Raw genomic sequence first — 14,070 nt, forward strand, 5'->3', positions numbered from 1 at the left:
TCGTAAAAAAAAAATTATTTTTCAGTTTTATTGCTTTCTTCTTCAAATTTATCAAGTATAACTTTTGTTATTTCTTGCCGTAATTCAGGAGTTATAGGATGAACTATATCTTTAAATTCTCCATTTGGCATTTTTCTAGAAGGCATTGCTACAAATAATCCATTTTGACCGTCAATTATTTTTAGACCGTGTATAACAAAGCTATCTTCAAAAGTAATGTCAACATGTGCCTTTAATCTATCATTGGCATCTTCAGGCTTTTTTCCAATTCTAATACGAACATCTGTTACTTTCATAAATTTTTCTCCTTTTCTGTATGTTATTTGTTACCTTTTCAATATAATTATACCCCATTTGTTGCAAAAAACAAGAGATTTTCCTGATATTTTTTATACTTAGATAGATAAGGAATTATTTTTTTTATAAAATAATTTTTAGAAATCAAAAAAATAAAAATTTTGATTTTATTTTAGAATGTGTTAAAATTAGCAAAGGAGGTATTTATGTACAAAGCTATTGTCAGTGATTTGGATAGAACACTTTTGAATGAAAATCACAAAGTTAGTCCATACACAAGAGAAACTATTAAATTGCTCTTGAAAAAAGGCATAAAGTTTTATATCGCAACTGGAAGAAGTTATCTTGGCGCAAAGGAAGTTATGGAAGAAATTGGACTAAAAATTCCATTAATTACATCAAATGGAGCAAGAATTTTAGATGAATCTGGAGCTGAAATTTATGTGAATAATCTTGCAAGAAAATATGTCGAAAAATTACTTGCGATGGATTACAAATCATTTGGAAGTGATATTATTTTAAATGGATATTCAGGCAGCAATTGGTATGTGACCGAAGATGCACAAGCTTATTTTTATGCGCAAAAGCCAGAGAGAAAATTGTATCCAGAACAGATTTCTTTTGAAGATTTTAGCACTAAAAATTTTTCTAAAATATTTTTTTTGGGTAATCATGAAAATCTTTTGGAATTGGAAAAAGAAGTTAAAAAAGTTACCAATGACGAAACGAATATCGTTTTTGTAAATAAAAGAAGTTTGGAAATTTTTTCAAAAACTTGTGATAAAGCTGTCGCAGCTAACTTTTTACTGCAAAAAGATGGGCTTACATTAAAAGATGCGGTATCTTTTGGAGATGGAGTCAATGATTATGATTTAATAACGCAGACGAGACTTGGATTTGCAATGAAAAATTCTATTTATAGGCTGCTGGAAAAACTTTCTGATATAGAAATTATTGAAAGTAATGAAAATGATGGAATGGCTAAAAAAGTGCAAGAAATATTTGATTTGTAGTTTTTTGAAGTGAAAAAATTGTAAAAAAAAATTATTTTTAGAAAGGAAACTGTTATGAAAAAATTAGCATTGGTTGTCGATGACACACCTTATATAAGAGAAGATATAAGAGATATATTGGAAGAAATGGGATACGAGGTATACGAAGCAAATGACGGACTGGAAGCTTTGAGAATGTATAAAAAAATAAAACCAACAGTTGTGACAATGGATATTAATATGCCAAATATGCATGGACTTGCGGCTACAAAAGAAATTTCAAATTATGATAGGAATGCGAAAATATTGATTTGCAGCACAATGGTGATGTTTCCAAATTATCAAAAAATGGGACGTGAAGCAGGAGCAAAATCATTTTTACCAAAACCATTTACTGATGAAGAATTTATAGATGCATTTTCAAAATTATTCTTGTAAAATTGAATTTACTGAATAAATTAAAAAAATTAGGAAAAATTTTTCATATACGGTAAGATTCTAGACGCTATAAATGAGTTTATTAAGTTAAAAAGATTTTTATAAAAATTCGTAAAAGGAGACAAAAAATGTATAAAGCAGTTATTAGTGATTTAGATGGAACATTAATTGGCAAAGGGCATTATATCTCGCCTGTCACCATTGATACAATAAAAAAAATAATGGAAAAAGGCATTAAATTTTATATTGCTTCTGGAAGAAGCTATGAGCAAATTGGTTATGTGACAGAACAGCTTGACATAAAAATTCCTGTGATTGCTGCAAATGGTGCAAGAATTTTTGATGGAGATGGGAAGTTGATTTATGAAAGAGGATTAAATAAAGAAGATTCTGATGCGATACTTAATTTAGATTATAGAAATATTGCAAAAAAATCTCATCTCAATATCTTTTCTGGAAATGAATGGATTATAACAAAAGGGACAGCACAAGATGTCTTTGACAGAATAACTAATCAAGTAAAAGTGAATTTTAGGGAAGTTCCAGAAACAGAATTAAAAAATTTGGATATTTTAAAAATTTTTTATATTGGCGACCACGAAGAGCTTTTAAAATTGGAAAAGGAGATTTTGAAGGTGACTAAAGGTGTAAATGTGATTTTTGTTACAGATACATGTATGGAAATTATGTCAAAAGGAGCTAATAAAGGACTTGCAGCGAAATTTTTGCTGGAAAAGGAAAATGTAAAATTGGAAGAAGCTATAGCTTTTGGCGATGGAGAAAATGACTTTGAGCTGCTTACGATGGTTGGAAAAGGTTATGCTATGGGAAACGCCATTGATAGACTGAAAAATTTGTTGCCAAGTGATTTTGAATATGTAGGAAAAAATATGGAAGATGGAGAAGCGCTAAAATTGCAGGAATTGTTTTTAAAATGAATTTTTTTATTTATTTTTTGTAAGGAGAAAAAATTTTTGATTTCTCCTTGCAGCTAGTACTTATTTTAAGAAATAAAAATTTGAGAATTTTTTAGGTTGGCAGTTGACAATTAATTATATTTTTGATAGAATGAACAAGTAAAAAATAAAAATAAAAAAATGTAGGATAGTAGGTATAATTTGCACTTTTTTGCAAATTTTGGAAGTGAAAATGAAAATTATAAAATGTAGTTATTGGTAGGAAAATATGCGTTTTTGCATAATTTAGTAGTATTGAATTTAATAAATTTTTTAAAATTAATTATTTGTAAATTTTAGTTTATAAATTAAATATTTTTTAGTAATAAAAATTCTGTCAATGAGTTTCTTTTTATAAATTTATTTTATTGAGTTTTTATATAATAAAATATAAGTGCAATTTTCAACTCTCCTATTATAGAGAGTTTTTTTATTACAAAATAAAAAATAAATGGAGGAAAAATTATGATTATAAAAGTAGATGAAAATATTTCACAGGAAAATATGGAAAAATTATTGAAAAGAGTGGAAGAGCTTAATTTAAAGCCACATTTGTCTTATGGAAGTGAATATACAATAATTGGATTAGTTGGAGATACAAGTGTTATAGATGTGAACAGAGTTTTGGCAATTGAAGGAGTGCTTGATGTGCAAAGAGTGCAAGAGCCGTACAAAAGAGCGAGCAGAAAATTTCATCCAGAAGATACGGTTGTAAAAGTGGGAGATGTAGAAATTGGTGGAAATAATCTTGTGATGATGGCAGGACCTTGTTCGGTTGAAAATAAAAAGCAAATTATGACAGCGGCAAGAATAGTGAAAAAATATGGAGCAACAATGTTAAGGGGTGGAGTAGTAAAACCAAGAACATCACCGTATGCGTTCCAAGGTCTAGGAATGGAAGGAATTGAATTGATGAAAAAGGCAAAAGAGGAAACAGGACTTCCAATAATATGTGAAGTGATGTCAATTTCACAATTGCATGAATTTGGTCCACACGTTGATATGATTCAGCTTGGAGCAAGAAATATGCAGAACTTTGATTTATTAAAGGAAGTTGGGAAAACAAATATTCCAGTACTTTTGAAAAGAGGACTTAGTGCGACAATAGAAGAATGGCTTATGTCGGCTGAATATATTTTGGCAGGAGGAAATGAAAATGTAGTTCTTTGTGAGAGAGGAATAAGAACTTATGAAACCGCTTATAGAAATGTGCTTGACTTAAATGCAGTGCCAATGATTAAAAAATTGACACATTTACCAATAATAGTTGATTCAGCTCACTCTACAGGAAAATACTGGATGGTAGAACCGCTTGGAATGGCAGGAGTGGCAGCAGGAGCAGATGGACTTATGGTGGAAGTTCACCCGGAACCAGATAAAGCGTTGTCAGATGGACCACAATCATTGAAAGAAGATGTGTTTAAACATTTGATGGAAAATGTGGAAAAAATTGCGAATGTATTAGGAAAAAGTTTTAAAGCAAAATAATTTTGTTGAAAAATAGATTTTGTTTTTAAAACTTTGAAACACTTGAAATTTTATAAAAAAGTATGTCAGCAATAAATTATAAAAATTAGAAAATTTGATAGAACAGAATAGAATACAATAGAATAGAACTGAAAATAAAAAAAGAAAAGAAAATAAAGTAAAAGAAAGGGAAATAAATTTATGATTATAAAAGTAGATGGGAAAATTGATAAAAGCGTGTTAGAAAGATTGATAAAAAGATTGGAAGAAGAAAATAATGTTAAAGTGAAGCCAATTATTGGGGCAGAATATTCAATTTTAGGACTGGTTGGAGATATTAGCTCTATTGATATTAAACATATTCAATCTTTGGAATATGTAATTGATGTGCAAAGGGTGCAAGAACCGTATAAAAGAGCAAGTAGAAAATTTCATCCAGAAGATACGATTGTAAAAGTAGGAAATGTGGAAATTGGAGGAAGTAATCTTGTGATGATGGCAGGGCCTTGTTCAGTTGAAAATGAAAAACAGATAATTGATACAGCAAAAGCTGTTAAAGCCGCAGGAGCAACTATTTTAAGAGGTGGAGTAGTTAAACCTAGAACATCTCCTTATGCATTTCAAGGACTTGGTATGGAAGGTGTTAAACTTATGGAAAAGGCAAAAGAAGAAACAGGGCTTCCAATAATATGTGAAATTATGTCAATTTCTCAACTTCACGAATTTGGTCCACACGTTGATATGATTCAGCTTGGAGCAAGAAATATGCAGAACTTTGATTTATTAAAAGAAGTTGGGAAAACAAATATTCCAGTGCTTTTAAAAAGAGGACTTAGTGCGACAATAGAAGAATGGCTTATGTCGGCAGAATATATTTTAGCTGGCGGAAATGAAAATGTAGTTCTTTGTGAAAGAGGAATCAGAACTTACGAAACAGCTTATAGAAATGTACTTGATTTAAATGCAGTGCCAATGATTAAAAAATTGACACATTTACCAATAATTGTAGATTCAGCTCATGCGACTGGAAAATACTGGATGGTAAAACCGCTTGCAATGGCAGGAGTGGCGGCAGGAGCAGATGGGCTTATGGTAGAAGTGCATCCTGAACCAGACAAGGCATTGTCAGATGGGCCTCAATCATTGAAATTTAACGTATTCGAAGATTTGATGCAAGATGTGGAAAAAATTGCAAATGTGTTAGGAAAGAGCTTTGAAGCAAAATAAATTATTTAGCTAATGAAGGAGAAAAAAATATGATTGTAACAACTACAAATAAAGTTCAAGATAAAGAAATATTGGAATATAAAGGAATTGTTTTTGGTGAGGTTATAACAGGAATTAATATTTTAAAGGATATAGGAGCAGGAATTAGAAATTTTTTTGGTGGAAGATCTGGAGGATATGAGAAAGAATTGCTAGCAGCTAGGACTGAAGCTCTGAAAGAAATGGAAGAAAGAGCAAAAGATATGGGAGCAAATGCCATTGTTGGAGTAAAAATGGATTATGAAGTGTTGGGTGCTGATAATGGAATGCTTATGGTTACCTGCAGTGGTACAGCTGTTGTAATTTAAGATTAAATTGTGAAATGAGATAGAATTATGATGAAAAATAATTTGAAAAAAATAGAAGATTTGACGGTAACGATTGTTGGGCTTGGAGTGATTGGCGGGGGATTTGCTCAAAGCTTAAAAAATATTGGGGTAAAAACAATTTATGGGATTGATATTGACGAAGAAACTTTGAGAAAGGCTGAAGAGAAAAAAATTATAACCGAAGGATTTGTAAAAACTAAAGATCCTTTGAAAAAATCGGATTTGGTTGTAGTTACGCTTTATCCGAATATTGTGAAATCATTTTTTGTAAATAATATTGAAAATTTTAAAGACGGTGCGATTATTACTGATGTTATTGGAATTAAAGGGAAAATAATCGAAGAGATAGATCCGTTTATTGAAAAAAGTGAAAAAAAAATTGATTTTATTTTTGGACATCCGATGGCGGGGCGTGAAAAGAGAGGAATTGATTTTGCGGATAGCCGTGTTTTTCAAAATGCGAATTATATTCTTATAAAAGATAAAAAGAATAAAAAAGAAAATCTGGATTTGTTGAGTGAGATAATTAAAAAAATGGGCTTCAAAAGTGTAAGTTTTTTGACCGCTAAAGAACATGATGAAATAATTGCATTTACAAGTCAGCTTACTCACGCAATAGCGGTTTCACTCGTAAACAGCGACAATCAAAAATATGATACAAATAGATTTATCGGAGATTCCTTCAGAGATTTGACAAGAATTGCCAAAATTAATGAAGACTTGTGGTCAGAATTATTTTTGGGAAATAAGGAAAATTTGCTGAAAATGATTCAGCAGTTTGAAAATGAACTGGATATAATAAAAAATGCTTTGAAAAATGATGACATTGGAACATTAAAAGAGCAGTTTATAATTTCCACAAGAAGAAGGGAAAAAATAGACTAAAAGATTTTTAGTTCTAAATTTTTCCAAAAAAAATAAAAATAAAATAAAATTTTTTAAAAAAAATCAAAAACAAAAACAAAAAAATATAAAAGATAAAAAATAGTGAGTGCTTTCACAAAAAAAGAGTTTTGTAGTCAAAGCCTCACTTTTGAATTATAAAAATATAAATATTTAGGAGAAAAAATTATGAAAAAATTACGTGTTGGTTTGGAAAAAAATTCTTATGATATTTTAATTGGAGAAAATTATGCGAAAGATTTTCCAAAATATATAAAAGAAATTTATAGCGGGAAAAAATTATTTGTCATAACTGACTCGAATGTGAACGAAATTTACAAAAATATTTATGAAAAAATGTTTGGTGGATTTGATTACACGGTTTATGTACTAAAAGCTGGAGAAAAAAACAAACATATTGGAATTATGCCGGAAATTTATTCAGCGATGGTAGAAGCTGGTGTAAAAAGAAAAGATTTAGTCGTGGCTTTTGGAGGTGGAGTTGTTGGGGATATTGCTGGGTTTGCAGCGGCCTCATTTTTGAGAGGGATTAGTTTTATTCAAATTCCTACAACAATAGTTTCGCAAGTTGACAGCAGTGTTGGAGGAAAAGTTGGAGTTGATTTGCCTGAGGGGAAAAATCTTGTTGGGGCATTTCATCAGCCAAAACTTGTTTTAATTGATAATTGTTTTTTAAATACACTAACAGATAGATATTTTTACGACGGATTTGGGGAAATTGTGAAATATGGATGTATTTATGACAAGAAATTTTTTGATAGACTTGTGGAAATTGTGGAAAAAGTTGGGGTTTCGCAAGATGATGAAAATTATATAAAAAAATTGCGTGAACATTTGATGAAGTATGTGAATGAGCTTGTTTATCGTTCTTGTGAGATAAAGAAGGAAGTTGTGGAAAAAGATGAGAAGGAAAGCAACTTGAGAATGATATTGAATTTTGGGCATACGATTGGTCATGCGATTGAGCAGTTTACAAATTATGAAAAATATTCACACGGAGAGGCGATTTCTGCTGGGATGGTGGATATTACGAAAATTGGGGAGAAAAAAGGATTTACTAAAGAAGGGGAAGCTGTGAAAATTGCAAAATTGCTTAAGGCATTGAATTTGCCGACTGAAATTGAGTATCCAAAAGATGAGATTGCTAAGATTATGAAAAGAGATAAGAAAAGTACGAGTGATGGAATTAATTTTGTAATTTTGAAGGAAATTGGGGAAGTTGAGATTATGAAGATTGGGGCGGAAGAGATTTTTGAGTAAGCATTTGCAAGTGTGGAAATATAAATGTGTGATTATATTGGAAAATTGAAAAGGTTAGGCAGTGTCTGATAAATTTATTAAAATCTTGAATTAAAAAAGAATAAAATGGAGGAATAAGATGGATAATAAAATTATTAAAGATGAAGTTTTTGGAGAAATAAAAAATTTTGAAACTGAAGTTGAGTGGCTTGGGAGAAAAATAAGTGTGAGTTTTGATGGTGGAATTGGGCATAATTGGAGTGAAGAGAAAAAAGTAGAAGAAGTTAAAGGGGCAATTGAACAATTTAAAATTATGTATCTCAATCAAAAAGAATGGGATGAGAGAATAAGAGATAGAATTGTGGAAGATTTGCGTTGGTTAGCGGAAGATTGGTTTTCTTCGGTCGATGAGGAAGATGTGGATGGAATGATAGAAATACTTGAAAAAAATTCAAATTCTAAATTTACGGAAAAAGAAAAGGAAGAGTTAAAAGAACAAAAAGTTTCAAAAGAAGTTTTTAAAAATGGAATTTATTTAGAAAGTTTGAACATAACTTCTGACGGAGATTTTACGGTGTATTTTTATGATGATGAAGTATTTTTTGCAGGGCATTGGATTGATTTAATGGGGAATGTTAGCGGGGAATTTAGCAGTGAAGCGGATATTATAGGATAAATTTTTAGTTTTGAGTGTTGAAAAAGGATTTGGATAAGGATAAGATTTTGAGTAAAGGTTTTGATTTAAAGGCTTCTTTTAGACCTAAAATGAAGAGAAAAAAATAAATAGAAAAAGGAGAAAGATGTATGAAAATAAAAATAAAACCAAGCACCTTAAACGGTACAATAGAAATACCACCATCAAAAAGTTATTCACACAGGGCGGTAATTGCGGCTGCATTAGCTGAAGGCGGGAAGAAGTCAAAGATTGATAATTTGAAGTTTTCTGTGGATATTACAACAACGACAGATATTATGGAAAACTGGGGAGCGAAAATTAAAAGATTTGAGAGTGCTCTTGAGATTATCGGGAATGATGGGAAAGTCGTTCCGAAAGATAAATATGTACAATGTAATGAGTCGGGATCTACAATCAGGTTTTTGATACCGATTGGGATTACAAGTGAAAATGAACTGATTTTCGATGGAAAAGGAAAACTGGTGGACAGACCGCTTGACTCGTATTATAGGATTTTTGATAAGCAGGGAATTTTTTATAAAAATGAGAATGGGAAATTGCCGCTTACAGTAAATGGAAAATTGAAGGCAGGAAATTATGAAATTGACGGGAATATAAGTTCACAGTTTATTACGGGACTTTTGTATGCCTTGCCACTCTTGGACAGAGATTCAAAGCTGACTATTAATAAGAATTTGGAGTCTAAGGGATATATTGATTTGACATTGGAAATATTGAAACTGGCAGGAATTGAAATTGTGAACAATGACTATAAGAGTTTCGATATAAGGGGAAATCAGATTTATAAGCCGTTTAATTATACTGTTGAGGGGGATTATTCACAAGTTGCGTTCTGGATTGTGGCTGGAATAATTTCTGCAAACAAGGATAATGAAGTGAAATGCCTGCATGTGAATAAGAACTCGCTACAAGGTGACAAGGAAATAATAGAAATTGTTGAAAGAATGGGTGCAAACCTTGAGATTTTGGATGATTATGTGATTGTGAAGCCATCTAAAACAAAAGGAACTGTGATTGATATTTCTCAATGTCCTGATATTGCACCGATTTTGACTGTGCTTGCTGCATTGAGCGAAGGAGAAACTCGAATTATTAATGGAGAAAGACTTAGAATTAAGGAGTCGGATAGAATTACTTCAATAAAAACAGAGCTTAATAAACTTGGTGCGAATGTGACTGAGGAAGGAGACAATTTAATTATTCAAGGTGTAGAAGGATTTGCAGGCGGAGTGACTGTAAATGCTTGGAATGATCATAGAATTGCAATGTCGCTTGCGATCGCTTCAACAAGATGCAAAAAGGAAATAATTCTGGAAGAGGCTGAAAGCGTTAGAAAATCTTATCCGCATTTCTGGGATGATTTTGTGAAAATGGGTGGAGAAATAGAGAAAGACTTTTAAAAAGATTTTTTAGAAAGATAAAGTTTATTTGTAATAGAAAAATAAGTTAAAAATGGTAGAATTTAAAATAAAATTTTTTAAAATAGAAATAGAGAGTTAATTGAATATGCGAATGTGAAATTTAATTAAATATTGTTAAAACCGTTAGGAAAGGGAATTTATATGAGTAAATTATTTTTGACATCATATTTAGCGGGAACGAAAAATTTAGTGAAAGAATTTTTAAAAGATATACTAGAAAAAGAAATTACGTTTGTTCCTACTGCTTCAAACACTGAAGATTATAAAGGATATGTAGACGAAGCTAAGGAGGCATTTTTGGAATTGGGATTTTCAATAAATATTTTAGATATTTCAAAAACAGAAAAACAAAAAATAGAAAATATATTGAAGGATACAAAAATTTTGTATGTATCAGGTGGGAATACATTTTATCTATTGCAGGAGCTAAAACGTAAAAAAATTTTGGATACTATTAAAAATAAAATTTCAAATGGAATGCTTTATATAGGAGAATCGGCTGGAGCGATTATTACTTCTAAAAATATAGAATACAATCAGATAATGGATAATAAGGAAATTGCTCCTGATTTAGATAATTATGAAGCAATGAATATTACAGATTTTTATATTTTGCCACATAATAATGAATTTCCGTTTGTCGAAAGTACAAAAGAAACTATAAAAATTTATGGAAATAAATTAAAATTGCTTCCAATAAGTAATAGTGAGGCAGTTTTTGTAAATGGAAAAGATTTTGTTGTAAAAAATGATAACAAGTAAAAATAAACGTTAGTGTGGAAAAAGTATTGTGAGAAGTGGAGAAAAATTTATGAAATTAAATTGTAAAAAGAAACTATATTTTGGACTGATGGTCTTATTTTTATCAGGAATGACATTTAGTACTATTTCTGTTGCAAAAACTGTGAATAAAAGTAAAATATCAAAATCAATTTTAGCTGATAATGCAATTGTTAATGTTAAATCTTATGGATTTGTAGATTTGGAAGGTGCGAAAACTTCGGCGATTATTGTTGAGTATAATCAGAATATTAAGTCAGATTCTGTGGATAAAAATGATTATGAGATTACAGATTATGCGATTTATAGCGAGAAAAAAGATGGTTTTGAGAAAACTGTGGAAATTGATAGAGATGGTATGAAAGGGAATGAAGGGCAAATTACGAAAATTTATGTCAATGATAAGACAGAAATTTCCAAAAATGGTGGTACTAAAGAGGGAAAATATGTAATTATTGAAGTGAATACAGCATATATGCTTATGGGACAGAATTTATCCTATACGAGCACAATGATGGCTGGAGTGAAACAAATTGGAGAGGTTACTGGTAAGAATGGAAAAATTGCTGCTGGAACGAGGGAAATTTCAAATTATACTTTGGAAGATAAACAGCAAACTAGACCAACAGGTGAAACAGTTAAGCAGAGTATTATTACAGCAGATAAAAATAAAATTATCTTGCCAGAATTTGACAAAAATAGTGGTTGGAAAATAAACTATATTGGAAATGGAGGATTTAAGGCAACTAAGGCATATAGTGAATATACTGGGAAATATGAGAATTTTGAGTTACCTTATGCAATTTATATTCCAAATAAAGAAGTTTTAGAAAAGAATAAAGGAAATATTTCGGTTGTACTTCATATGGAACACGCAGGAGCAAATGATACTGATCCAATGGCTTCGCTGACTTCTACAAAAGCGGCTGCAAAAATGGCAAGTAAAGAACTTCAAGAGAAACATCCAGCAATAATCATTGTTCCACAAGTTGAAGAAAATCGTCGTTCTACTAATGATGTTGTTTCTTCGAGCGAAGAAAATCCAGCAATTTGGGAACTTTTGGATTCTGTTTTGAAGGAATATAAAGGATATATTAATGAAAGCCGTATTTATGGAACAGGTCAATCTATGGGAGGAATGCTTCTTTTAGATATGGCGGCACAAAGAGATAATTTTTTTGCAGGTGTAGCAATTTTAGGTTCTCAATGGTCTAATAATTATAATAAAGATTTTCAAAATAATGGTGCGCCAGCTCGTTCACCACAAAATGATTCGATTAGTTTTAATGGGTTTGGACTTGATAAAAAGAATTATCAAAATTGGTATTATATGATTTCTGATGATAATATATTGGTTCATACAGCTTCAAATGATTTGATGGCAACAAGTTTGTGGAAAACGATTCAGGAATATTTTAAGGCTGCAGGAGTTGAAATTGCTCATGATGAATGGGATCCGTATCTTTCAATTGAAGAGCAAAATAAAATTGATAAAAAAATGACAATCCACGATAATACAAAACCAGGTACTGGAATTAACTGGGGAGAATTTAGCAAGGGATCGCATATGTCGACTTGGAAATATGGATATCAAATAGATTATCCTTTTGAGTGGCTATTTGAGCAAAGACGGGAAACTGCTCAAGCTCGTGGAAAAGTGGAACAATTGAAAAATAAATGGCTTGGTCGTGATAAAAATGGAAATATTAAAAAAGGATCTGGGACTGCTGAATTGAACACAGCTCAATATACGCCTAATGGAAAAAGTGATATTTACACAGAAGATTGGAAACCTTATATTATTGTGAGTAAATTGATAAGTGATATTCCGAACGCTGAAAAAATAGTATTGAATAAGAGAACTGGCGAAAAATATACGAAAAAATCATATGTGGAAATGGTTCGTAAATTATATAATTTACTTTCAAAAGAAGAAAAAACAAAAGTTAAAAATTATAAAGATTTAGTAAAGGCTGAAAAATAGAGTTTTCAATCTTAAAAGTTGCAAATAAAGATTGATATTATTAAAAATGGATATAAAGTTAAAAATTAAATTTTTAAAGTATTGTGGAATATTTTAAAATATATTAAAGAAAAATTGTTAAAAGATAAAAATCATTTTTTATTATGATTTGCATAAAATAGAAGGAGTAAAAAAATGGCAGCAAATTTTGGAAAAAATTATAAAATTTCGATTTTTGGAGAATCGCATGGTAGTGCATTAGGAATAAATATTGATGGAATTCCAGCAGGAACGGAGCTGGATTTGGAATTTATCTCGCAGGAAATGAGAAGAAGAGCACCTGGAAGATCTAAATTGACAACACCTAGAGTGGAAAAGGATGAATTTGAGATTTTGAGCGGATTTTTTGATGGAAAAACTACTGGAACACCGCTTGCAATGATTATTAGAAATTCAAATCAGCGTTCAAAGGATTACAGCGAATTAAAAAGAAAGCCAAGACCAGGACATGCAGACTGGAGCGGATTTAATAGATATAACGGATTTAATGATATTCGTGGAAGCGGACATTTTTCTGGGAGAATAACGGCTTCGTTGGTATTTGCTGGAGCGATTGCAAAACAGATTTTGAAGGAGCAGGGGATTTTAATTGCAGCTCACATTAAATCAGTGAAAGATATTGAAGATAGAGATTTTGTGGAAAGCGATATTATAGAGGAAAATATTGATAAACTCAGAAATATGACTTTACCTGTCTTGAATGAGGAAATTGTGGAAAAAATTGAAAAGGCTGTGGAAAAAACTAGGGAAGAAAAGAATTCACTTGGTGGAATTGTAGAACTTATGGTTAAAGGACTTCCTGCGGGAATAGGAGATCCATATTTTGAATCAATGGAAAGCGAACTTTCGAGAATGATTTTCTCGGTGCCAGCTACAAAGGGAATAGAGTTTGGGACAGGCTTTGGAATTACGGAAATGACAGGATATGAGGCGAATGATGAAATGTATTTTGATGAAAATGGAGAAATAAAATCATTTACAAATAATAACGGTGGAATCATAGGTGGAATAACTACTGGAATACCAATTTCATTTAAAGTGGCGATAAAACCGACGGCTTCAATTGAAAAAGCACAAAAAACTGTGAATCTTGAAACTAAGAAAAATGATATTTTAGAAGTTCATGGAAGACATGATCCAATAATAGTGCCGAGAGCGGTGCCAGTACTGGAGGCGGCTACGGCGATTGTAATTTTGGATAGGTTGTTGGAAGCTAAGAAATATCAATTGTAAAAAATTAAAATAGAGAAAGTGAGAAAATT

General features: G+C 31.0%; 14 protein-coding genes. 13 read left to right on the forward strand and 1 reads right to left on the reverse strand.

Features of this window, described 5'->3' with window-relative positions; genetic code table 11:
- Positions 1 to 14 precede the first annotated feature (14 nt).
- Complete coding sequence (spoVG, locus tag BCB68_RS04255) at positions 15 to 296, reverse strand: septation regulator SpoVG (protein ID WP_094079662.1); 282 nt, start codon at positions 294 to 296, stop codon at positions 15 to 17.
- 207 nt (positions 297 to 503) lie between these two features.
- Here spoVG and BCB68_RS04260 point away from each other — a divergent pair, with 207 nt between their 5' ends.
- The 13 genes from BCB68_RS04260 to aroC all read left to right on the forward strand — a co-directional run bounded on the left by BCB68_RS04260 (position 504) and on the right by aroC (position 14,041).
- Entirely contained in the window at positions 504 to 1,310 is an 807-nt protein-coding gene (locus BCB68_RS04260; protein ID WP_094079663.1) for an HAD family hydrolase, read from the forward strand.
- Positions 1,311 to 1,364: 54 nt separating this feature from the next.
- Positions 1,365 to 1,727: a response regulator gene (locus BCB68_RS04265; protein WP_094079664.1), complete on the forward strand. Its 363-nt coding sequence runs from the start codon at positions 1,365 to 1,367 to the stop codon at positions 1,725 to 1,727.
- A 128-nt stretch (positions 1,728 to 1,855) separates the two neighbouring features.
- Entirely contained in the window at positions 1,856 to 2,665 is an 810-nt protein-coding gene (locus BCB68_RS04270) for an HAD family hydrolase (RefSeq protein WP_094079665.1), read from the forward strand.
- 483 nt (positions 2,666 to 3,148) lie between these two features.
- Entirely contained in the window at positions 3,149 to 4,171 is a 1,023-nt protein-coding gene (gene aroF / locus BCB68_RS04275) for a 3-deoxy-7-phosphoheptulonate synthase (RefSeq protein WP_094079666.1), read from the forward strand.
- A 180-nt stretch (positions 4,172 to 4,351) separates the two neighbouring features.
- Positions 4,352 to 5,377: a 3-deoxy-7-phosphoheptulonate synthase gene (gene aroF, locus BCB68_RS04280; protein WP_094079667.1), complete on the forward strand. Its 1,026-nt coding sequence runs from the start codon at positions 4,352 to 4,354 to the stop codon at positions 5,375 to 5,377.
- A gap of 29 nt (positions 5,378 to 5,406) precedes the next feature.
- Positions 5,407 to 5,724: a putative heavy metal-binding protein gene (locus tag BCB68_RS04285; RefSeq protein ID WP_094079668.1), complete on the forward strand. Its 318-nt coding sequence runs from the start codon at positions 5,407 to 5,409 to the stop codon at positions 5,722 to 5,724.
- A 27-nt stretch (positions 5,725 to 5,751) separates the two neighbouring features.
- Positions 5,752 to 6,630 carry a prephenate dehydrogenase gene (locus BCB68_RS04290; protein WP_237048704.1) on the forward strand — a complete coding sequence of 293 codons (879 nt, stop codon included), beginning with the start codon at positions 5,752 to 5,754 and terminating at the stop codon, positions 6,628 to 6,630.
- A 186-nt stretch (positions 6,631 to 6,816) separates the two neighbouring features.
- Entirely contained in the window at positions 6,817 to 7,908 is a 1,092-nt protein-coding gene (aroB, locus tag BCB68_RS04295) for a 3-dehydroquinate synthase (protein WP_094079669.1), read from the forward strand.
- Between the two features lie 118 nt (positions 7,909 to 8,026).
- Positions 8,027 to 8,563: a DUF2262 domain-containing protein gene (locus tag BCB68_RS04300; RefSeq protein WP_094079670.1), complete on the forward strand. Its 537-nt coding sequence runs from the start codon at positions 8,027 to 8,029 to the stop codon at positions 8,561 to 8,563.
- A 128-nt stretch (positions 8,564 to 8,691) separates the two neighbouring features.
- Complete coding sequence (gene aroA, locus BCB68_RS04305) at positions 8,692 to 9,984, forward strand: 3-phosphoshikimate 1-carboxyvinyltransferase (protein ID WP_094079671.1); 1,293 nt, start codon at positions 8,692 to 8,694, stop codon at positions 9,982 to 9,984.
- 162 nt (positions 9,985 to 10,146) lie between these two features.
- Complete coding sequence (locus BCB68_RS04310) at positions 10,147 to 10,767, forward strand: Type 1 glutamine amidotransferase-like domain-containing protein (protein WP_094079672.1); 621 nt, start codon at positions 10,147 to 10,149, stop codon at positions 10,765 to 10,767.
- Positions 10,768 to 10,816: 49 nt separating this feature from the next.
- A complete protein-coding gene (locus tag BCB68_RS04315; protein WP_094079673.1) occupies positions 10,817 to 12,769 on the forward strand; it encodes a peptidase in 1,953 nt (650 codons plus the stop codon).
- 174 nt (positions 12,770 to 12,943) lie between these two features.
- Positions 12,944 to 14,041: a chorismate synthase gene (aroC, locus tag BCB68_RS04320; protein WP_094079674.1), complete on the forward strand. Its 1,098-nt coding sequence runs from the start codon at positions 12,944 to 12,946 to the stop codon at positions 14,039 to 14,041.
- Positions 14,042 to 14,070: the final 29 nt, after the last annotated feature.

The organism is Leptotrichia sp. oral taxon 498 (assembly GCF_002240055.1).
GTDB classification, from domain to species: Bacteria; Fusobacteriota; Fusobacteriia; order Fusobacteriales; family Leptotrichiaceae; genus Leptotrichia; species Leptotrichia rugosa.

What these genes read in the sequence shown, in the direction of transcription:
- BCB68_RS04265 (WP_094079664.1), top strand. Translation starts at nt 1,365, where the DNA reads ATGAAAAAATTAGCATTGGTTGTCGATGACACACCTTATATAAGAGAA.
- BCB68_RS04290 (WP_237048704.1), top strand. Translation starts at nt 5,752, where the DNA reads ATGATGAAAAATAATTTGAAAAAAATAGAAGATTTGACGGTAACGATT.
- aroB (WP_094079669.1), top strand. Translation starts at nt 6,817, where the DNA reads ATGAAAAAATTACGTGTTGGTTTGGAAAAAAATTCTTATGATATTTTA.
- BCB68_RS04260 (WP_094079663.1), top strand. Translation starts at nt 504, where the DNA reads ATGTACAAAGCTATTGTCAGTGATTTGGATAGAACACTTTTGAATGAA.
- BCB68_RS04310 (WP_094079672.1), top strand. Translation starts at nt 10,147, where the DNA reads ATGAGTAAATTATTTTTGACATCATATTTAGCGGGAACGAAAAATTTA.
- aroA (WP_094079671.1), top strand. Translation starts at nt 8,692, where the DNA reads ATGAAAATAAAAATAAAACCAAGCACCTTAAACGGTACAATAGAAATA.
- spoVG (WP_094079662.1), bottom strand. Translation starts at nt 296, where the DNA reads ATGAAAGTAACAGATGTTCGTATTAGAATTGGAAAAAAGCCTGAAGAT.
- aroF (WP_094079666.1), top strand. Translation starts at nt 3,149, where the DNA reads ATGATTATAAAAGTAGATGAAAATATTTCACAGGAAAATATGGAAAAA.
- BCB68_RS04300 (WP_094079670.1), top strand. Translation starts at nt 8,027, where the DNA reads ATGGATAATAAAATTATTAAAGATGAAGTTTTTGGAGAAATAAAAAAT.
- BCB68_RS04285 (WP_094079668.1), top strand. Translation starts at nt 5,407, where the DNA reads ATGATTGTAACAACTACAAATAAAGTTCAAGATAAAGAAATATTGGAA.
- aroC (WP_094079674.1), top strand. Translation starts at nt 12,944, where the DNA reads ATGGCAGCAAATTTTGGAAAAAATTATAAAATTTCGATTTTTGGAGAA.
- aroF (WP_094079667.1), top strand. Translation starts at nt 4,352, where the DNA reads ATGATTATAAAAGTAGATGGGAAAATTGATAAAAGCGTGTTAGAAAGA.
- BCB68_RS04315 (WP_094079673.1), top strand. Translation starts at nt 10,817, where the DNA reads ATGAAATTAAATTGTAAAAAGAAACTATATTTTGGACTGATGGTCTTA.
- BCB68_RS04270 (WP_094079665.1), top strand. Translation starts at nt 1,856, where the DNA reads ATGTATAAAGCAGTTATTAGTGATTTAGATGGAACATTAATTGGCAAA.